Here is a 19,013-nt window from a genome sequence, read left to right on the forward strand (position 1 = left end):
AGCGGCGCGAAATCAGAAGGCTCTGAGATTGCCGGCCGGCGCGGCGACGGGGGCGTCGGCGGGCTCCGGATGACCGGCCGGCTCCGGGTGACCGGCCGGGGCGGGCGCCGGGCGGGCGGCGGCGGGCTCCAGGCGCAGGACGGCCGCCTCGTCCGGGGTGCCGGGCGCCGCCTGGTAGACCACCATGCGCTGGCCGCCGGTCCGGGCCAGCCGCATGACCTCGTAGGTCAGCGTCATCAGGCCGGCCTTCGGGTGCCGGAACGTCTTCTGGCCGCCGCCGCGTTCGCAGACGTCGTAGCGCTCCCAGAGCCGGGCGAAGTCCGGGGACTTCACGACCAGTTCGCCGACCAGGGCGGTCAGCTCCGCCGACTCCGGGTCGGCGCCGGCGACCGCGCGCAGGTGCGCCACCGAGGAGGCGACGGTCGCCTCCCACGGCTCGTACAGGATCCGGCCGACCGGGTGCAGGAAGAGGTAGCGGGTCAGGTTGCGCCGCTCCTCGGGCCACTCCCACAGGCCGGGCAGCAGCCGCCGGGCGGGCGGGTTCGCGGCCAGCACCCGGTTGAAGCGGTTCACCACGTAGGCGGGCATCGGGCGGACCGACTCCAGCATCCGCAGGACCGAGTCGCGGACGGTGTGGTCGGAGGTGGCCGGCAGTTCGGAGATCCGGCCGGAGGCCAGTTCGGCCAGTTCGTGCAGGCGTTCGTAGGCGTCGCCGCGCAGTCGCAGGGCGCGGCCGAGGGCGTCCACGACGGCGACCGACGGGTTGGTCTCCCGGCCGCGCTCCAGGCGGATGTAGTAGTCGACGCTCACCCCGGCCAGCGCGGCCAGTTCCTCGCGGCGCAGACCGGGGGTGCGGCGCAGGCCCGCGCCGGCCGGGAGGCCGACGTCCTGCGGTCGTACCTGGGCCCGGCGGGCCTTGAGATACCGGCCGAGTTCGGTGCCCCGCGCGTCCCCTGCCCCTGCTGTCGCCATCCGCCCATTCTGACAGGCGGCCGGAGCGCGTGCGGGGCCCTGTCACTGCCTGGAACGCGGCACCTCCGGTACAGCGCGGTCTGCCGGGCGGCGGCGCCGCGGCCCAGAGTGGTTCCCGGAGCGGGCGGCCCGGCCGCCGGGGCCCAGGGGGTGCGTGGCACCGGGCCGCGGCCCGGCGGCCGGTACCGCCCGCCCGTCCCGTCGCTTTCCTTCTCTTCGAGGAGTTCCGCCGTGCCCGCTCTCCGTCGCCGGTCCCCCGCCCACGGCTCCGTCCCGTCCTCGCCCCCGCGCCACGCCGGGCGCGGTGCTCCGCCGGGGCCGGACCGTCCGGCGGCGCGCGGCGCGCTCGCCCTGGTCGCGGGGCTGCTCGGCTTCACCGTGATCACCATCGACGTCTCGGCCGTGAACATCGCGCTGCCCGCGATCCAGGACTCGCTCAGCGGCGGGATGGCGGGGCTGCAGTGGGTGGTCGACGCGTACACCCTCACGTTCGCGGCGCTGATGCTGTCCGCCGGCGCCCTGGCCGACCGGGTCGGTGCCCGCCGCGCCTACGCCTGGGGGGTGGCCCTGTTCACCGTCGCCTCCCTGGCCTGCGCGCTCGCCGGGGACATCGGCGTGCTGACCGGCGCGCGGGTGGCGCAGGGCGGGGCGGCGGCGATCGTGCTGCCGGCCTCGCTGGCGCTGATCCGGCACGCCTACGACGACGCCCGGGCCCGGGCCCGCGCCATCGCCCTGTGGACGGTCGGCGGGTCGGTGGCGATGGCGGCGGGTCCGGTGCTGGGCGGGCTGCTCACCGACACGGCCGGCTGGCGGGCGGTGTTCCTGCTGAACCTGCCGGTCGGCGCGGTGATCCTGGGTCTGCTGATCCGGGTGCCCGCCTCGCCGCGCCGGCCCGCCGCGCTGGACGGCGCCGGGCAGCTCACGGCCGTACTGGCGCTGGCGGCACTGGCGTTCGCGGTGATCGAGGGCGGGCACCGGGGCTGGACCAGCGGCCCGGTCCTGGCGGCCGCGGCGCTCGCGGTCGGCTCCGGATACGCCTTCTACGCGGTGGAGCGCCGGCAGCGGCGGCCGATGGTGCCGCTGGACCTGCTGACCGACCGCCGGGTCGCCGTCCCGCTCGCGGTCGGCTTCGCCGTCAACGCCGCCTTCTACGGCGGGATATTCCTGCTCGGGCTGTACTACCAGCAGGTGCGCGGCATGTCGGGGACCGTGGCCGGGCTGATGTTCGTCCCCATGTCGGCGCTGGTGACGGCGACCAACCTGGTCTCGCCGCGGCTGGCGGAGCGGATCGGGCGGCGGCCGGTGATCGTGGCCGGGCAGCTGGTGTTCGTCGGCGCGATGCTGGCGCTGCTGCCGCTGGCCGCGCGCACCCCGGTGTGGCTGGTGCTGGTGCTGCTGGTGCCGTTGAGTGTCGGCGGGGCGCTGGTGGTGCCCGCGCTGACCGCGCTGCTGATGGACGCCGTGCCGGGGGAACGCGCGGGGACGGCGTCGGGGCTGCTCAACTCGCTGCGGCAGACCGGCGGCGCGCTGGCCGTCGCCGTGTTCGGCAGTCTGCTCGCCGCGCCGGACGGCGGCTTCTCGCTGCCGGGCATGCGGACCGGTCTGCTGCTCGTCGCCGCCCTGCTGCTGGCCACCGCGGTCCTGTCCCGGCTCGTACTGCCCCGGGAGTGACCCGGCCGGCTCAGGTGCCGGCGGTCCGGTCGGCGGGCGGCCGGACCGGGGCCGGGTCCGCCGGGTCCGCCGCCATGTCCTGGGCGCCGATCACGGAGAGCAGTTCCAGCCGGCCGGCGCCCTCGGTGCCGGGCGGGGCGGTGAACCACAGCAGCCGCTGGCAGCCGTCCTCGCTGAACAGGCTGTGGCAGTCCAGCTCGATGACGCCCAGGACCGGATGGACGATCCGTTTGTGATCGGTCCGTCTGAGGGCGACGTCGTGGGTGTCCCACAGGGCGCTGAACTCGGGGCTGCGCCGCCGCAGTGCGGCGACCATCCGCCGGACCCGGACGTCGGCGCCGCGCCGGGCGGCCACGGCCTGGAGGTCGGCGACGAAGACCCGGGAGTGGTGGGGGTGGTCCTCGGCCGGGTAGAGGGCGCGGGCGTCCGGGTCGGTGAACCAGCGGTGCACGAGGCTCGCCCCCGGTCCGCGCACCGCCGGAGGTCTGCCGACGAGCGCGACGGCCGGCGGGTTCTGCACCAGGGTCTCGTGCAGGTCGGTGATGATCTGGGCGGGCGTGCTGCCGAGCCGGTCCAGCAGCCCGAGCAGGGCGGGCTGGACGTGCGCGTCCGGTCCGTGCGCGGCCGGCGGCAGCGGCCGCCGCGCGAGGTGGAACAGGTGGTCGCGGGTGTCGCCGTTCAGGCGCAGCGCCCGGGCGAGGGCGGCCAGCACCTGCGCCGAGGGCTGGGCGCCGCGGCCGCGTTCCAGCTCGGTGTAGTAGTCGGCGGAGAGGCCGGCCAGCTGGGCGACCTCCTCGCGCCGCAGCCCGGGCACCCGGCGCCGGGGGCCGGCGCTCAGACCGACGTCCGCGGGCCGGATCCGGTCGCGCCGGGACTTGAGGAAGGCACCGAGTTCCGAGTGGTTCACGTCCCCCATCGTCACGCACACCGGCAGCCGTGAGCCAGGGGACGGCGACCCCAGGGTGCGGACCACTCTGGCCGGGCCGGGCGCCGTCGACCAGGCTGGGGCCCGCAGCATCCACCGCCGGTCCGCACAAGGAGAGCCACCACCATGCCGTTCGCCAACTTCAAGGTCCCCGCCGGTTCCCTCGACGACCGGCGGAAGCAGGAGATCGTCACCCGCGCCACCGAACTGTTCGTCGACGTCTACGGGGAGCGGGCCCGCGCCACCACCCTGGTCCTGGTCGAGGAGGTCACCGACGGCGGCTGGGGCATCGGCGGCCACGTCCTCACCCTCGCCGCGCTGGGCGGTTCGCCCGAGGACTGACCATCCGGCTACGGTCCACGGGAGCGGCCGGACCGACGCCGGAAAGGGACGACATGCGCTTCACCGACGGCCCCCGTACGCACTGCGAGGTGACCGTGGCGGCCGAACCGGGCCGGGTCTGGGAGCTGGTGACCGACATCGGACTCCCGGCCCGGCTCAGTCCGGAACTGCGCCGGGTCGCCTGGCTCGACGGCGCGGACCGGCCCGCGCTCGGCGCGCGCTTCGAGGGCCACAACCGGCATCGGCTGCTCGGCCGGTGGCGCACCGTCTCCCAGGTGACCGAGCTGATCCCGGGCCAGGTCTTCACCTGGGCGGTGACGGACGCCGACGGCCACTACGGGCCGCCCACTTCGGACCCGGCCCGGCCGATGGCGGTCTGGAGCTACACGCTGGCGGCCGAGGAGGACGGCACCCGGCTGCGCCAGTCGGTGCGGGTGGGGCCGGGCGCCAGCGGCCTCACCCGGGCGATCGAGCGGTGGCCGGACCGCGAGCCGGACATCGTCGCCGCCCGGCTGGCGGAACTGCGCGAGGGCATACGGGAGACCCTGGCCGGCCTCAAGGTGCTCGCGGAGACGGACGCCGGCGGCCGGTGGTCCACGGCGGCGGGCCCGCGGCGCGCGTAGCCGGCTTGGCGGCGCTCCCGTACGCCGCCGGGCAGGCCCAGCGGCTCGCCGGCGTCCTGCTCCGCACCGCCCACCGTGCCCTGGACCGTTCCTGAACGGGCCCCTGGGCGCTTCCTGGGCGATTCCCTGACGAGGGACGCGACGTGACCGGTCGGGGCGCGAACTCGTTGCGGTGGGCGTGTACTCCATCACCGCGACCGATCGCGCCTTCCTCACGATGCGGCGGCCCCCCGTGGCCGGATTCTTCCTCGACTTCGACGGCCGGGCGCCGTCCCTGGACGAGCTGGCGCGGCGCGTCGTGCGCCGGTCGGGCTCGCTGCCCACGCTGAACCGCCTGCTGCCGACGGGCTCCGCCCGGCACTGGCCCGTGCGGTCCGGCCCCATCGATCCGGACGTCCACGTCCACCACTGGCACGTCCCGGACGCCACGGACACCCCGGACGGGGACCGGGCGCTCCAGGAGGCGTGCGAGGCCCTGCTGACCCGGGAGCTGCCCGGTCCGGGGCAGCCGCCGTGGGACTGCTGGCTGCTCACCCGGCCGTCCGCCGAGCGGTTCCGGGTGTGCTTCCGCGTGCACCACGGCCTGCACGACGGGGTCGGCGCCGCGCACAGTGCCCTCGCCCTGCTCGCGGACACCCCGGTGAACGGGCCCCGGCTGTATCCCGGCGCCGGCCCCGGCCTGCGCGCGGGCCTGCGCGCGATGCGGGAGACGGTCGCGCCCGTGCTCCGCCCGGGAACGCCCTGGCACACGATGCGCCGGGTGTCCGGGCCGGGCGGTGGCGCGCGGTGGGCGCACGGCGATGTGCCGCTGGCCCGGCTGCGCGCCCTGGCGGACACCCATGGCGCCAGCGTGAACGACATCGCGGTGGCCGCGCTGGCGCTCGCCCTGCGGTCGTGGAGCACGGAACTGGCGCTGCCCGACGCGCCGTCGCCGGCCCGGACGCTGGTGGCGATGTCCACCCGGCGGCCGCCGGAACGGCTCCGGCCGGGCAACCACGTCGCCTTCCACCGGCTGTATCTGCCGGTGTCCGCCGCCACGCTGGCCGCCTCGGCGGCCGAGGTGCGCCGGCAGACGGACGCCGTACGGCTCTCGCGCCGCCGCGACGCCCTGCGCGCGCTGCTGGACCTGCCCGGTCCGCTGGCGCCCGGGGTGCGCGGGCTGCGGGCCGTGATCAACCCCCGGCTCTACCCCTTCGTGGTGAGCAGCGTGTCCTTCCCGGACACGTTCAGCTGCTTCGGCGGCCGGCTGGGCGCGGCCTCGCTGTTCCTGCACGTCGGCGACGACGAGCAGCGGTTCGTGTACCTGTCCTTCACCCGCACCCCGGACACCGTGCGCTGCACGGTGGTCACCGACGCCGCCCGGGCGCACACCACCGCGCTGCCCCGGCACTGGGTGCGGGCGCTCAGCTGACGGCGGCCGCCGGGGTCCGCGCGACGGAGGCGAGGAGGGCCAGCTTGTCGGCGCTGTCGGTGCCGGGGTCCGGGTGCAGCAGCACCAGCATCTGGCCCGCCGTACCGCCGATGTGCAGCTTCTCCGCGTTCAGCCGCAGATCGCCGACCTGCGGGTGGGCGAAGCGCATCGGCGCGCCCTCGCACACCTGGACGTCGTGCCGGGCCCAGAGCCGGCTGAAGCGAGGGCTCTCCAGGCAGAGCCCGCCGACCAGCTCGACGAACCGGGGGTCGTCGGTGTCGGTGCCGATCGACTGGCGGAAGACCGCGACCGCGCCCTCGGTGGTCTCCTCCCAGTCCGGGTGGAGGGCCCGGTCGGCGGGGTCGCAGAACAGGCCCCACAGCCGGTTGACGCCCGCCGCCAGCCGCGGTGACAGCGCCGTCGCCAAGGGGTTGGCGGCGAGGATGTCGAAGTAGCGGTCCTCGACCAGCGCGGGCAGCGGGAGCGTGCTGACGAGCTGGGCGATGCCCGCGGGGACGGTTTCCGGCCGGCGCCGGTCGGGCCGCCGGCGCGGCCGGGTGGCGCCCAGGCGCAGCAGGTAGGCCGTCGCGTCGTCGTCGAGCCGCAGGACGCGGGCCAGCGCTTCGAGGACCTGCACGGACGGGTTGCGGTCCCGGCCCTGCTCCAGGCGCAGGTAGTAGTCGGCGCTGATGCCGGCGAGCATCGCGACCTCTTCGCGGCGCAGTCCCGGCACCCGCCGGATCCCCACCGCGGGGATACCGGCCGCTTCTGGGGTGACCAGCTCGCGGCGGGCGCGCACATAGTCACCGAGCAGGTTCGGTTCGTCGGTCATCCGTCCACTGTAGGGCGCGGTTCCGGGCCGCTGCCTGGTCCTGTCACCCCCAGGATCCCGGGGGCCCTGGCCGGTCCGGCGGCCGGTGCGCATCGTGATCCGTGGCGTGCACGCCGCACGTCCGGATCCACCCAGCGAGGAGCCCCACCCATGCCGACCTATCTGCTCGTACACGGCGCCTGGCACAGCGGACGGGCCTGGGACCGGGTGGTCCCGCTGCTGTCGTCGGCCGGCCACCGGGCGCTGGCGCCGTCCCTGACCGGGTACGGCGACAAGGCCCACCTGCTCGGTCCCGAGGTGGGACTCGACACCCACGTCGACGACATCGTGGGACTCCTCGTCGAGGAGGACCTCACCGATGTGGTGCTCGTGGGGCACAGCTACGCCGGGCTGGTCGTCGCGGCGGTGGCGCACCGGGTCCCGGAGCGGATCGCGCACCTGGTCTTCCTCGACGCGATGGTCCCGCTGGACGGCGAGAGCGCGGCCGACGTCATGCCCGTGACCCGGCACCTGATCGACCGGGCACTGAAGTCGGAGAGCGGCTGGCGGGTGCCGCCGCTGCCCGAACTGCCGCCGCCGGCCGGGCTGTTCGGGATCACCGACCCCGCGGACATCGCCTGGGTGCGGTCGATGGTCTCGGACCACCCGGTGCGCTGCCTCCAGCAGCCGGTCCGGCTGGACAACCCGGCCGCCGACCGGATACCGCGCACCCACATCCACTGCGTGGCCGGCGTGCCGGAGGGGTTCGCCCGGCGGCCGGTGCCCGCCACGCAGCCGAACGGGACCGAGGCGCGGGTGTGGGAGCTGCCGACCGGTCACGACTGCATGGTGACCATGCCGGGCGAACTCACCGCGCTGCTGCTCCGCCTCGCCCCGGCGGCGGCCGTCACGACCCGCTCGGCGCGCGGCTGAGGTCCACGACGCAGAAGAGGTTGTCGTCGGGGTCGGCGAGGACCACGAAGTCGGGCTCGGGCGGGTAGAGGCCCCAGTCGACCGCTCGGGCGCCGAGCCCGATCAGCCGCCGGACCTCGGCCTCCTGCTCCGCCGTACTGTCCGTGAACAGGTCCAGGTGCAGCCGGGGGCGCGACGCGGCCGGGGACGCGCTGCGCAGCAGGCCGAGCGCCCGACCGGAGCCGTCGGCGTGGTCGAGCGTGCGCCAGGTCTCGCTGCGCCACTCCTCGGTGGCGACCAGGTCCAGCGCCCGGGTCCAGAAGGCCACCGCGCGCGGCAGGTCGGTGACACCGATGACGGGGATTCCGAGTCTCAGCATGGGGCGAGGCTAAGGGTTTCACCGGCCGTGGTGCTCGGTGCGGGTGGGCGGTGCGGGCCCAGGGGGTACGGCGGTCAGTCGTCCGGGGTCCATCCCGGGCGGCGGCGCGCCGGGCCGGCCAGGACCAGGTGCTCGACGGCCGCGTACCGCTCGCGTTCGCGCCGGGCGCCGCGGCGGCCGCCCCACAGGGTGCCCAGCCAGCCGAAGGCGAAACCCAGCGGCACCGACACCAGGGCGGTGGTCGAGAACGGGAACCAGTTGAAGTCGGCCTCGGGGAAGGCCGCCGCCGGGGCGCCGGAGACCAGCCGGGTGCCGGACATCAGGACCAGGGTGACGGCCGAGCCGCCGATCAGGGTGCACAGCAGGCCGGTCCGGCTGAAGCTGCGCCAGAACAGGGTGAAGACCAGGGCGGGGGCGATGGCCGAGGCGCCCATGCAGAAGGAGAGCGTGGCCAGCGGCTGGAGGCTGCGGTGCTGGGCCAGGGCGGCCAGCACCACCACCGGGACGCCGACGACCAGCGCGGAGACCCGGGCCAGGGTCATCTCGCGCACCGGCGGCAGGCCCGCGCGGCGGGAGGCGATGACGTCGTGCGCCAGTGAGTTGGCGCAGGCCAGCGTCATCCCGGCGACCGAGGCGAGCAGGGTGAGGAAGACCGCCGTGGTGACCGTGCTGAACAGCAGGCTCTCCACCCGGGACACCTCGGGGCCGAACGCGGCCCGCGCGCCCAGCAGGTAGGCGGTGCTGCCGCGCGGGTCGGCCGCGGTGATCCCGGCCCGGCCGACCAGCGCCGTCGCGCCGATCCCGATGACGGTGATCACCAGCATGAACAGGGCCACCGACGACACCGCCCAGGACATGGTGCGCCGCACCTGCCGGGCGCTGCCCGCGGTGTACATGCGCATGGTGACGTGCGGCAGACAGGCGCCGCCCAGCACGATGGCGACCTGGGTGCTGACCATGTCGGCGCCGGGGTGGGGTCCGTCCGCGAACTGGAGCCCGTAGCGCAGGAACGCCTCGCCGGCCCCGCTGCGCCGCGCGGCCGTGTCGACCATCGCCCGGGGGTGCCAGCCGAAGGTGTGCAGGACGAGGACGGCGACGACCAGCCCGGAGCCCAGCAGGATGACCGTCTTGAGGATCTGGATCAGCGCGGTGCCCTTCATCCCGCCGAGCGCCGCGTAGCTGATCATCAGCAGTCCCGCGCCGGCGATGCACCCCGTCTTCATCGCGCTGTCGGAGAAGCCCAGGATGAACGCCAGCAGCTGTCCCACGCCGGCCAGTTGCACGATCATCATCGGGACCAGCGACAGCAGCGTCACCGCGCACGCCGTGATGCGCACGGTCCGTCCCGGCATCCGTCGGCCCAGCGCGTCGCCCATGGTGAACCGGCCGGTGTTGTGCAGGGGTTCGGCGAGCAGCACCATCAGCAGCAACAGGGACAGCAGCGTGCTGAGGGCGAGCACGACGCCGTCGTAGCCGGACAGCGCGATGACCCCGCCGATGGTGAGCACGGTCGCGGCGGAGATGTAGTCGCCGGCCACGGCCAGGCCGTTGCGCAGCGGCGACAGCGAGCGGTAGCCGGTGTAGAACTCCTCCAGGTCGTCCCGGTCGGGGCCGGTCAGCACGCACAGCAGCAGGGTGACGGTGACGACGCTGCAGAACGCGACCAGGGACCAGGACTGGGCGGAGCCGCCGAGGTCCGTCATGCCGGGGGCTGCCCGTCACCGCCGGCCGGACGCCCGTATCCGCTGACTCTGTGGGCCAGCGGATCGACGTACCGTTTCGCCGCGTATTCGAACAGGACGACGGCCAGCCAGGTGACCGGCACCTGGGCCAGGGCCAGCAGCAGTCCCGTGGGCAGGCCGCCGAGCGCGGGGCGGGCCATGAAGCCGGGGGCCTCGACGCTGAGCGCTAGGAAGACGGCGAAGTAGCCGAGGGCGGCGAAGGTGGCGACCCGCCGCTGCCACCGGCAGGCGCGCCGCAGCACCCGCAGCGCGCGGTGGTAGCCGGACCAGGAGGCCGAGCCGGCCCGCTCCCGCGGTCCGGCCGGGTAGGACTCCGAGCTGTCACAGGACATCTGAAGTCTCCTAGCGCGCGGCAGGGGCCCGACCTTCATCGCACGCTATGCGGGTGCCACCGGACGCGAAGGGTTTTCCGTTGAACTGTCCGGCGGGTCGGCGTCCGGCGCCGGTCGCGCCTGTGACCGGTGGTGCCGGTGGGCCGACGGGGGCCGCAGATGCCCGCCGCGCCGCGTTTCGCGCCCTGCCTCTCCCCCGTTCGCCGTATCCGCCCCTACGTCCGGTGTCGCGGTGGCGGGACGTGCGTCGGTCCCGGTCCGGCCGGGGCGGCGGCTACTCCGTGCCGACCAGGCGGGGCACCGGCGGCAGCGGTGCGTGGTCCGGGGACGCCTGGAACGCCTGGATCACGAAGGCGGCGAAGCGGCGGGAGGCGGCGGCCCCGGCGGCCCGCGTCGGCGCCTGGATGCCCCGGTTGGCCATCAGGACGAGGATCAGGTCGTCCAGCGCGAAGTCGGGGCGCAGCCGGCCGGCCTCCTTGGCGCGCCGGGCCAGCGCGGCGACCGCCCGCAGGGTCTGTGCCCGGCCGTCGGCCAGGTCCACCGCCTCGGGGCAGGCCGACACGAAGGCCGCGGTGGCCAGGTCCCGCTTGGTCGGGAAGCGGCGGTACAGGGTGGCCGGGCCGACCCCCGCGTGCCGGGCGACCTCCCGCATCGGTACGTCCAGGCCCCGGGAGGCGAACAGGGCGCGGGCGGCGTCGAGGACGCGGTCGCGGTTGTCGCGGGCGGCCGAGCGCAGGGAGTGAGGCAAAGGGTCGGTCACCGCTCTCACTTCAGCGAAGTGGACGGGGTGCTGCCCCTGGAGCGGGCCGAGCGGGCGCACCGGGCGATGGACGCCGGTGAGGTCTTCGGCCGGATCGTCCTGACGCCGTAGCCGGCGCCGGCTGCCAGTCGGCACTTCTCTGCACTCGGAGCTCAGAGCAAGGCGCGTTCCAGCGTGGTCCGGTGGCCGGCGACCCACTGGCAGGCCCCCCGCACCTCGGTGACCACCCCGGCGTCGCGCAGCCGCGTCGTCGCCGCGTCGCCCGCGGCGGCCCCGGCCTCGATGCCGCGCCAACAGCGGTCCTGCCACCACAGGATGGTGGACACCAGGTTTCGCCGGTCCGCGAGCCCGTAGGCGTCGGCGATCAGCCGTATCCGCCGCGCGGCCTTTGTCGCGTCGGCGACGGACGGGCCGAGGGCCAGGAACTGCCGGCACAGGTGGGCGATGTCGTGGACCCGCGCGCCCGGCGCCGCGAGGTCCCAGTCGATGAACGCCACCGGTCGCAGGCCGTCGCCGCCGACCGGCCGGTAGACGGTGTTCCTGGGGGCGAGGTCGTTGTGGCACACGACCTCCCGGGCTCCGGCCAGTGGTGTCCCGGCCGTCAGGTCGTGGAACGCGCGCACCAGCCGGGCGGCCGCCGCCAGGCTCTGGTCCGAGCCGACGGCGGCGGGTTGCCGCGGCTGCCAGGCGACATGGCCGTCGAGGTGGCCGAGGACCTCGCGGCCCCGCTCGTCCACGCCGAGGAAGCGCGGTGCTCCGTCCCAGCCTTCCGCCTCCAGCAGACGCAGCAGGCCGCGCACGAACGCCGCGCGGGCGGGCGCGGGCCGGCGCACCGTGTCGCCGACCCGGACGACGGTGTTGACCAGGCCGCCCGGCAGGGGCACTTCAGGCAGGGGCAGTTCGGACATGCCCCCAGCCTGCCCGATCACCGCCGGGCGCGTCGGGTCGGCCGCCGGGTGTTCGTTCCGGGCGAAGCGGGCCGTGTCCGGCGGCCGGGGCTGTCAGGGTGCCCTCATGAAGACGACACCGGACGGCCGGCCCGTCCCGCCGATGCGCGCCGCCGAGCGTCCCATGCTGGATGCCTGGCTGGACTTCCACCGCGCGACGCTCGCCCTGAAGTGTTCCGGCCTGCGGGACGACCAGGCACGACGGGCCTCGGCTCCGCCGTCCACGATGACCCTGCTGGGCCTGGTCCAGCACCTGGCCGAGGTCGAACGGCACTGGTTCCAGGGCGTGTTCGCGGGCCTGGACGTACCCCCGGTGTTCGGCGCGGACAACCCGGACGGCTTCGGCCTCCGGCCCGGCCAGGGGCTGGACGAGGCCCTGGCCGTCTGGCGGGCGGAGGTCGCCCGGAGCCGGGAGATCGTCGCCGGCGCGTCCCTGGACGACCTGGGCCGGCTGTCCGCCGAGGAGGCCGGCCGCGTGGGCGCGGAGGGTGTCTCGCTGCGCTGGATCATGGTGCATCTGATCGAGGAGTACGCCCGGCACAACGGTCACGCCGACCTGCTCAGGGAAGGCGTCGACGGGGTCACGGGGGCGTGAGGGGCCGCCGGGCCGGCGCGGGTGAGGACGGGCACGGGGTCGGCGCACACGGAGGGCCGGATGACTCACGAGGCCCGGACAGCTCGGAGGGCCCTGGACGACTCGGAGACCCTGGACGACCCGAAGAACTTCGGACGACTTGAAGGGCCTCGGGCAACCCGGAGGACCCCGGGCAACCCGAAGGGCCCCGGACGACCCGAAGAACCCCGGACGACCCGAAGAACCCCGGCGGCTCGAGGGACCCGGGCTCGCGCGGACTACCATCGTCCCGTGTCCTCGTGCTCCCGCCCACCCGCGGCCCGCCGCACCCTGCTCGCGCTGGCCGCCGCGGTGGCCGCGTCGAGTCCGGCGGCGGGTCCCGGCCGCACGCGGGTGCGGTCGCTGGTGCTGGCGACCGGACTGTCGGGCGCGCCGTACGGCACCTTCGGCCGCCGGCTGGCCCGGGAGATCGACCGGCGGGTGGACGCGCTGCGCATCGACGTGGTGAACACCTCGGCGAGCATCCGCAACCTCCGGCTGCTCGGGGCCGGCGACGCCGACCTCGGGCTGGTGCTCGGGGACAGCGCGGCGGACGCCTACGAGGGGACCGGTGGGTTCGTCCGGCCGCTGCCGGTGTCGGCGCTGGCCCGCATCTACCTCAACTACACCCACCTGGTGGCGCGGCCGGCGGCCGGGGTGGCCACTGTCTCCGGCCTCGCCGGGCTGCGGGTCTCGCTCGGCGCCCAGGGGTCGGGGACCGTCACCGTCGCCCGGCGGATCCTGGCCGCCGCCGGGCTCGGCGGGCGGGTGCACCGCTGCTACCTGGGACTGGACGACTCGGTGCGGGCGCTGCGGCGCGGTGAGATCGACGCGTTCTTCGCCTCCAGCGGAGTGCCTGCCGGCGCCGTCACCGCGCTGTCGGCCGCCCGGCCCGTCAAGCTGGTCCCGCTGGACGGGCTCGCGCGGGTGCTGCGGGCCGAGCACGGACCGGCGTATGTCGATGTGTCGATTCCGGCGGGGACCTACGGGCAGGAGTCCGAGGTGCCGACGGTCGGGGTGCCGACGTATCTGATGGCCCGCTCGGCGGTGCCCGTCCAGGCCGCGTTCGAGGTGACCCGGGCGATGTTCGCGGCGCGGCAGACCCTGCCGGGGCCGGAGGTGCCCGGTGCCTACCTGGACGAGCGGTACGCGATCGGCACCGACCCGGTGCCGCTGCACCCGGGCGCCGTGCGGTACTACCGGAGCGTCTACGGCTGAGCGCGCCGCACCCGGTCACCGGCGGGCAGCCGGAACTCCACCACCAGGCCGTGCGGCCGGGCCGCCCGCAGGGCGAGGGTGCCGCCGGCCGCGCGGGCCAGTTCGTCGGCGATGGCCAGCCCCAGTCCGCTGCCGTCGACGCCGCTGTGCCGGGGGGAGCGCCAGAAGCGGTCGCGGGCGGCGGCGAGTTCCGCGTCGTCCAGCCCGGGGCCGTCGTCCTCGATCCGCAGCAGTACGTCCCCGGCGCCCGGGTCGCCGTCGCGGACCGTGACGGCGACGGTGCCGCCGCGCGGGACGAACTTGACGGCGTTGTCGACGGCGATGTCCGTGATCCGGCCGGCGGTGTCGGGCGGGCAGCGCACCACCAGGGCGGCGGGCAGACCGGTGCGCAGCCGCACGCCCGCCGCCTCGGCGACCTCCGCCCAGACGCCGAGCCGGGGGGCGAGTTCGGCGGCCAGGTCGACCGGCTCGGCCCGCGCGGCGCCCTTGGCCTCGATCCGGCCGAGGGTCAGCAGGTCCTCCAGGAGGGTGCCGATGCGGTCGAGTTCCTCCATGGCGCTGTGGTAGCGGTCGGCGCCGGAGTCCAGCAGGTGCGGGCGCAGGTTCTCCAGCCGGAGGCTGAGCACGGCGAGCGGGGTGCGCAGTTCGTGGGAGGCGTCGGAGACGAAGGCGCGCTGCTTGTCGAGGGCCGCGGCGACGGCGTCGGCCATGGCGTTGAACCGCGACTCGAGGCGGCGCAGCTCGGAGGGTCCGCCGCCGGTGTCCGGGACCCGGGCCGTCATCCGGCCCTGGGCGATCGCCTCGGTGACCGCGTCGAGTTCGTCGACCGGCCTCAGCGCCCAGCGGGCCAGCCGCCGCGCGGCCTCCACCGCGAGGGCGAAGGCGACCGCCGCGCCCCCGGCCAGGGTGAGCCACACCAGCAGGACGTCGTCGCGGGCCTCGGAGGTGGGGGCGGCGAGCAGCACCACGCCGGTCACCTGGGCGTCACTGCCCACGGGTTCGGCGATCAGCACCCGGTCCGGTCCGAAGACGGTGACGAGCGGGAGGCGCGAGGTGGTGCGGCCGGCCAGCGCCCGGCGCAGCGGTCCGGCGCCGCCCGGCACCGGGTCGCCGGCGCGGACCAGGACGGTGCCGGAGTCGCGGCGCACCTCCACCGAGGCGCCGTACAGTGCGGCGTAGCGGTCGGCCTCGGCGCGCAGCACGCTCGGGTCGCTGTCCTTGATCGCCCCTTCGGCCAGCTCCGCCAGCCGGGTGGCGTCGGCCCGCCGGGCGAGCAGGAGTTCGGCGGTCCGTTCCTGGGTGTAGGCCAGGCCCAGCGGGACGGACAGGGCGAGCAGGATGCCGCCGATCAGCGTGAGGTAGGTGGCCAGCAGCCGGCGGCGCATCAGCCGCCCAGCCGGTAGCCGACCCCGCGCAGGGTGCGGATCAGGTCGGGCCGGCCGGTCTTGGTGCGGATGCCCCAGACGTGCACGTCCAGGGAGCGGGAGACGGCGAGGAAGGCGTCGCCCCAGACCGCGTCCATGATCTCCTGCCGGCTGCGGACGACACCCGGGGCGCGGGCGAGCAGGCCGAGCACGTCGAACTCGCGGGCCGTCAGGGCGACCTCGCGGCCGGCCACGGTCACCGTGCGGGACGCCAGGTCGATGTGGACGTCGCCGACGTCCAGTTCCTGGGCCTCGGCGGCCCGGGGCTCCCGGCCGGGCGGACCGCTCTGCCCGACGCGGCGGCGTACGGCGTCCATCCGGGCCAGCAGTTCCTTGATGCGGAACGGCTTGGTGAGGTAGTCGTCGGCGCCGGTGCTCAGTCCTTGCAGGACCGTGCGTTCGTCGCCGCGCGCGGTCAGCACGATCACCGGGACGGCGGAGACCCGGCGCAGCTGCCGGAGCATGTCCAGGCCGTCCATGTCCGGCAGTCCGAGGTCGAGCAGGACGAAGTCGGCGCGGTCCTTGCGGCGCAGGCCCTCGTCGGCTCGGCTCACCCGTTCCACCGGGTGGCCGCGCTCGACGAGGGCGGTGGTGAGGGCGTCGGCGAGCCGCTCGTCGTCCTCGATCAGCAGCACACGCATGCGCCCAGGCTAGGCCGTGACCTCGGCGGTCTTCCCCGGGGCCCGCTCGCCCCGGGTGAAGGACACGTCCTTGGTCTCCCGCATGGTCAGGTACACCACCAGGGAGACCGCGGCACAGGCCGTGACGTACCAGTAGAAGCCGGACTCCATGCCGGCGTCCTTGAACCACAGCGCGACGTACTCGGCGGTGCCGCCGAACAGGGCGTTGGCGAGCGCGTACGGCAGGGCGACGCCCAGCGCGCGGACCCGGGCGGGGAACAGTTCGGCCTTCACCAGGGCACTCATCGAGGTGTATCCGGTGATGATCACCAGCCCGGCGATCATCAGCAGCAGGGCGCTGCCGAAGGTGGAGACATGGCCGAGGGCGGTCATCAGGGGGACGGTGAAGATCATCGCGCCGAGGCCGAAGCCGATCAGCAGCGGACGGCGGCCGATCCGGTCCGACAGACCGCCGGCCAGGGGTTGCAGACAGATGAAGACCAGGATGGCGACGAAGCTGACCAGCGAGGCGTCGGTGGTGCTCAGCCCCGCGGTGTTGTGCAGGTATTTGGTCATGTACGTCGAGTACGTGTAGTCGCACAGGGTGCCGCCCATGCTGAAGCCGACGACGAGGGCGACGGTGCGCCGGTACTCCCACAGCCCGCGCAGGGTCCCGCGCTCGTTGCCCGGCCTCGTCTCGGCCTCCTCGGCCACCGCCTCCTCGAAGGCGTCGGTCTCCACCAGGTTGCGGCGCAGCCAGAACACCACGGCGGAGCCCACCGCGCCGACCACGAAGGGGATCCGCCAGCCCCAGGAGGTCAGGGTCTCCTCCGACATGTTCTGCTGGAGCAGGATCTGCAGGCTCAGCCCGATGAGCTGGCCGATCTTCATCGACACCATCTGGAAGCTGGCGAAGAAACCGCGCCGGCCGGCGGGCGCCGCCTCCGCCAGATACGTGGCGCTGGCCGCGTACTCGCCGCCCACCGACAGCCCTTGCAGCAGCCGGGCGAGCAGCAGTACGACCGCGCCCCAGTAGCCGACCTGGGAGTGGGTGGGGGCGACGGCGATGAGGAGCGCGCTGAGCGACATCATCAGCACGGTCACGGTCAGCGCCGCCTTGCGGCCCTTGCGGTCGCCGAGCCGGCCCAGCAGCCAGCCGCCCACCGGCCGCATGAAGAAGCCGACCGCGAAGATGCCGGCGGTGTGCAGGAGTTGCGAGGTGGTGTCGCCGTCGGGGAAGAACGCCGAGGCGAAGTAGACGGAGAAGGTGGAGTAGACGAACCAGTCGTACCACTCGATCATGTTGCCGATCGAGCCACCGACGATCGCCTTCCAGGGGCTCGGCGCGGCGGCCCGCGCGCCCGTCATGGACACAACTGTCTCCAGCCTGTGAGGAAATGGAATACCTGCGGCGAACCCGCATCACCGCAGGTCGCAGCAGCTTGACCGATGACCGGGACGGCAACCAGGGCCTCGGGCGGAGATCTAACCGGTGCTTAAGACTTCGTCCGCGCGGCGCCCGACGGTGCACTCTGCGGGGATGGAGTTCTTCGTCTTCGACGAGCCCGGATACCGGGCCGGGGCCCATCGGGCCGTACTGCCGCGCCGCTGGCACAACATGCTGGGACGCACCATGGGGGACTTCGCCGGCGGCCGCGGCGACGGCACCCGGTACCGCGGTACTCGTCCGGGCGACGGACGCGGCCGCGGCGCGTGCCGTGCCTTCCTGGCACCGGTCGGCCACGCCCATGTCGAGGTGCGCGCCTGGCCTGGCGGCCCGGCGGTGCGGATCAGTTCGCCGCAGGGGCCTGCCGGGAGGCCGGGGGCGTGCGGCCGGGCCGTGCCGAGGTGTGCGGCCGCCGCCGCGAACGCCGCTGCTCGGTCACCGCGTCGGCCGCTCCAGGGCCCGGACGTCCCAGGCCGGCGCCTGGGCGGGGTCCGGGTGCGGGTCGGCCCGGTGGTGCGCGAGGGTGCGGCGGTGCGGGGGTTCGCCCGTGACGCCGGTCCTGGCCCACAGGGCGAGCAGGGCGCGGCGAGCGGAGTCGGCGTCCCCCGAGTGGCCTTCGGCGACGGCCCGGCCGACGGTGGCCTGGCCGGGGCCGGTGGCGGCGGGTGCGGATGTCACGTCACGGGGCTCCGGTCGGCGCTGACGGGCATGGCCAGCGTGGTGAGGTCGCCGCGGTCGGCGGAGCGGACGGTCATCGGCTGGTCGGGGCCGCGCAGGTCGAGCATCACCTCGGGGCCGAGGGCGGTGCTGACGGCGGGGTAGAGGGTGGTCAGCGCGAACCGGACCCGGGTCTCGGGCCCCGTGACGACGGCGGGCAGCAGCGTTCCCCCCTCCGCGCGGTCCGTTGCCACACCGGCGTCGGTCACGCGCAGGGTGATCCGCTCGCCGGGATGTTCCTCGAGCAACCGCAGCAGCCGTTCCTTGGACAGCGTCACGCGGGTGGTGACGTCCGCGAGACACGCGAGCATCTGCCGGTGGTCGGGGTACTCCCCCGGCAGCAGGCCGCAGTGCCGGTCGCCCCGGTCCCCGAGCCGGAACCGGAGCCCGTACGGCGTCGCCTCCAGACGCACCCACGGGGTGCGGCGGATCCCGGCGGTGGCGGACCGCAGTTCGTCGCCGTCGGCCGTCCCCGCCCACCCGGTCACCGGTGTCCCGGCCGGCGCGAGGGTCCGGGTGGCGAGCCGGTACCGGTCGGTCGCGGTCAGGGTGACGGCCCCGGGGGCCGCCTCGACGCGCACGCCGGACAGCACCGGCGCGCCCGGCTCGTGCGCGGTGGCGGTCAGCACCTGCTCGACGGCGTCCGCCAGCACCGGGCCCTTGAGCGCGGCGATCGGCAGCCAAGGCGCGCCGGTGAGGGACGACTTGAGGGCGGCGGCCTCGCGCCGTACCGCCGCCGCGTCCTCGGTCACCTTGGCGACCTGTTCGTCGACCAGCCGGGACGCCTCCTCGGGGCCGGCGTCGAGGACCGTCGCGACGGTGGCCAGGGGCATCGCCAGCTCGCGGAGCCGGCGCAGCGCGGTCGCCCGCGCCACCTGTTCCTCCCGGTAGTAGCGGTAGCCGGAGACGGGATCGGTCTCGGCGGGGCGCAGCAGCCCGGCGTCGTCGTAGAACCGCAGCGCGCTGGGGGTCAGGCCGCTGCGCCGGGCGAAGACGCCGATCGGCATCGATTCGGTAGGGGGCACGCCGTCATCATGGAGTCTCGACCGGCTCGAAGGTCAACGGCGGCGTGCGGTCGGCCGCGTGGCGGACGGCACGGGAGCGCACCGAGGCACAGCGGAGGACGCCGCGGTCCGCGGGTGCGGAG

The 19,013-nt window shown here is 75.2% G+C and carries 20 protein-coding genes; 7 read left to right on the forward strand and 13 right to left on the reverse strand.

Annotated elements, in window-relative coordinates; genetic code table 11:
* Positions 1-12: 12 nt before the first annotated feature.
* Positions 13-972, reverse strand: coding sequence for a helix-turn-helix domain-containing protein (locus ACTT8P_RS26510; protein ID WP_442834267.1), 960 nt, complete (start codon positions 970-972; stop codon positions 13-15).
* Between the two features lie 231 nt (positions 973-1,203).
* On the opposite strand from ACTT8P_RS26510, the gene ACTT8P_RS26515 reads away from it, so the two are divergent.
* On the forward strand, positions 1,204-2,643 hold the full coding sequence (locus ACTT8P_RS26515; protein WP_442834268.1) for an MFS transporter: 1,440 nt from the start codon (positions 1,204-1,206) through the stop codon (positions 2,641-2,643).
* 10 nt (positions 2,644-2,653) lie between these two features.
* On the opposite strand, the gene ACTT8P_RS26520 is transcribed toward ACTT8P_RS26515, so the two are convergent.
* On the reverse strand, positions 2,654-3,550 hold the full coding sequence (locus ACTT8P_RS26520; protein ID WP_442834269.1) for a helix-turn-helix domain-containing protein: 897 nt from the start codon (positions 3,548-3,550) through the stop codon (positions 2,654-2,656).
* Between the two features lie 144 nt (positions 3,551-3,694).
* On the opposite strand from ACTT8P_RS26520, the gene ACTT8P_RS26525 reads away from it, so the two are divergent.
* The 3 genes from ACTT8P_RS26525 (at position 3,695) to ACTT8P_RS26535 (ending at position 5,944) form a co-directional block, all read left to right on the forward strand.
* Positions 3,695-3,910 carry a tautomerase family protein gene (locus ACTT8P_RS26525; protein WP_442834270.1) on the forward strand — a complete coding sequence of 72 codons (216 nt, stop codon included), beginning with the start codon at positions 3,695-3,697 and terminating at the stop codon, positions 3,908-3,910.
* Positions 3,911-3,963: 53 nt separating this feature from the next.
* Positions 3,964-4,533 (forward strand): SRPBCC family protein, encoded by a 570-nt coding sequence (locus ACTT8P_RS26530; RefSeq protein ID WP_442834271.1) that lies wholly within the window; start codon positions 3,964-3,966, stop codon positions 4,531-4,533.
* A 172-nt stretch (positions 4,534-4,705) separates the two neighbouring features.
* The gene (locus ACTT8P_RS26535; protein ID WP_442834272.1) at positions 4,706-5,944 is read left to right on the forward strand and encodes a wax ester/triacylglycerol synthase domain-containing protein; all 1,239 of its coding nucleotides are present in this window, start codon (positions 4,706-4,708) and stop codon (positions 5,942-5,944) included.
* Here the strand turns inward: ACTT8P_RS26535 and ACTT8P_RS26540 are convergent.
* A complete protein-coding gene (locus ACTT8P_RS26540) occupies positions 5,937-6,776 on the reverse strand; it encodes a helix-turn-helix domain-containing protein (RefSeq protein ID WP_442834273.1) in 840 nt (279 codons plus the stop codon). The two genes, ACTT8P_RS26535 and ACTT8P_RS26540, sit on opposite strands and share 8 nt — an antisense overlap.
* 150 nt (positions 6,777-6,926) lie before the next feature.
* Between ACTT8P_RS26540 and ACTT8P_RS26545 the strand changes: the two genes are divergently transcribed.
* Positions 6,927-7,688 carry an alpha/beta fold hydrolase gene (locus tag ACTT8P_RS26545; protein WP_442834274.1) on the forward strand — a complete coding sequence of 254 codons (762 nt, stop codon included), beginning with the start codon at positions 6,927-6,929 and terminating at the stop codon, positions 7,686-7,688.
* On the opposite strand, the gene ACTT8P_RS26550 is transcribed toward ACTT8P_RS26545, so the two are convergent.
* From ACTT8P_RS26550 to ACTT8P_RS26570, 5 genes are all read right to left on the reverse strand, one after another.
* Entirely contained in the window at positions 7,663-8,046 is a 384-nt protein-coding gene (locus ACTT8P_RS26550) for a VOC family protein (protein WP_442834275.1), read from the reverse strand. The genes ACTT8P_RS26545 and ACTT8P_RS26550 overlap by 26 nt on opposite strands.
* Before the next feature lie 74 nt (positions 8,047-8,120).
* Positions 8,121-9,749: a sodium/solute symporter gene (locus ACTT8P_RS26555; protein WP_442834276.1), complete on the reverse strand. Its 1,629-nt coding sequence runs from the start codon at positions 9,747-9,749 to the stop codon at positions 8,121-8,123.
* Positions 9,746-10,120 (reverse strand): DUF485 domain-containing protein, encoded by a 375-nt coding sequence (locus ACTT8P_RS26560; protein ID WP_442834277.1) that lies wholly within the window; start codon positions 10,118-10,120, stop codon positions 9,746-9,748. The genes ACTT8P_RS26555 and ACTT8P_RS26560 overlap by 4 nt, the downstream gene beginning before the upstream one ends.
* Before the next feature lie 274 nt (positions 10,121-10,394).
* Positions 10,395-10,880 (reverse strand): helix-turn-helix domain-containing protein, encoded by a 486-nt coding sequence (locus ACTT8P_RS26565; protein WP_442834278.1) that lies wholly within the window; start codon positions 10,878-10,880, stop codon positions 10,395-10,397.
* 152 nt (positions 10,881-11,032) lie between these two features.
* A complete protein-coding gene (locus tag ACTT8P_RS26570) occupies positions 11,033-11,788 on the reverse strand; it encodes a phosphotransferase family protein (RefSeq protein ID WP_442834279.1) in 756 nt (251 codons plus the stop codon).
* A gap of 106 nt (positions 11,789-11,894) precedes the next feature.
* Between ACTT8P_RS26570 and ACTT8P_RS26575 the strand changes: the two genes are divergently transcribed.
* Entirely contained in the window at positions 11,895-12,422 is a 528-nt protein-coding gene (locus ACTT8P_RS26575; RefSeq protein WP_442834280.1) for a DinB family protein, read from the forward strand.
* Positions 12,423-12,692: 270 nt separating this feature from the next.
* Positions 12,693-13,658: a TAXI family TRAP transporter solute-binding subunit gene (locus tag ACTT8P_RS26580; RefSeq protein WP_442834281.1), complete on the forward strand. Its 966-nt coding sequence runs from the start codon at positions 12,693-12,695 to the stop codon at positions 13,656-13,658.
* On the opposite strand, the gene ACTT8P_RS26585 is transcribed toward ACTT8P_RS26580, so the two are convergent.
* From ACTT8P_RS26585 to ACTT8P_RS26605, 5 genes are all read right to left on the reverse strand, one after another.
* Positions 13,649-15,043, reverse strand: a complete 1,395-nt coding sequence (locus ACTT8P_RS26585) for an ATP-binding protein (protein ID WP_442834282.1) — start codon at positions 15,041-15,043, stop codon at positions 13,649-13,651. The two genes, ACTT8P_RS26580 and ACTT8P_RS26585, sit on opposite strands and share 10 nt — an antisense overlap.
* Entirely contained in the window at positions 15,043-15,723 is a 681-nt protein-coding gene (locus tag ACTT8P_RS26590) for a response regulator transcription factor (protein WP_442834283.1), read from the reverse strand. Before ACTT8P_RS26590 ends, ACTT8P_RS26585 begins: the two co-directional genes overlap by 1 nt.
* A 9-nt stretch (positions 15,724-15,732) precedes the next feature.
* Positions 15,733-17,070, reverse strand: coding sequence for an MFS transporter (locus tag ACTT8P_RS26595; protein WP_442834284.1), 1,338 nt, complete (start codon positions 17,068-17,070; stop codon positions 15,733-15,735).
* Between the two features lie 514 nt (positions 17,071-17,584).
* Complete coding sequence (locus ACTT8P_RS26600) at positions 17,585-17,827, reverse strand: hypothetical protein (RefSeq protein ID WP_442834285.1); 243 nt, start codon at positions 17,825-17,827, stop codon at positions 17,585-17,587.
* On the reverse strand, positions 17,824-18,891 hold the full coding sequence (locus ACTT8P_RS26605; RefSeq protein ID WP_442834286.1) for a MerR family transcriptional regulator: 1,068 nt from the start codon (positions 18,889-18,891) through the stop codon (positions 17,824-17,826). Before ACTT8P_RS26605 ends, ACTT8P_RS26600 begins: the two co-directional genes overlap by 4 nt.
* Positions 18,892-19,013: the final 122 nt, after the last annotated feature.

Source organism: Streptomyces sp. JW3 (assembly GCF_052216785.1).
Taxonomy (GTDB): domain Bacteria; phylum Actinomycetota; class Actinomycetes; order Streptomycetales; family Streptomycetaceae; genus Streptomyces.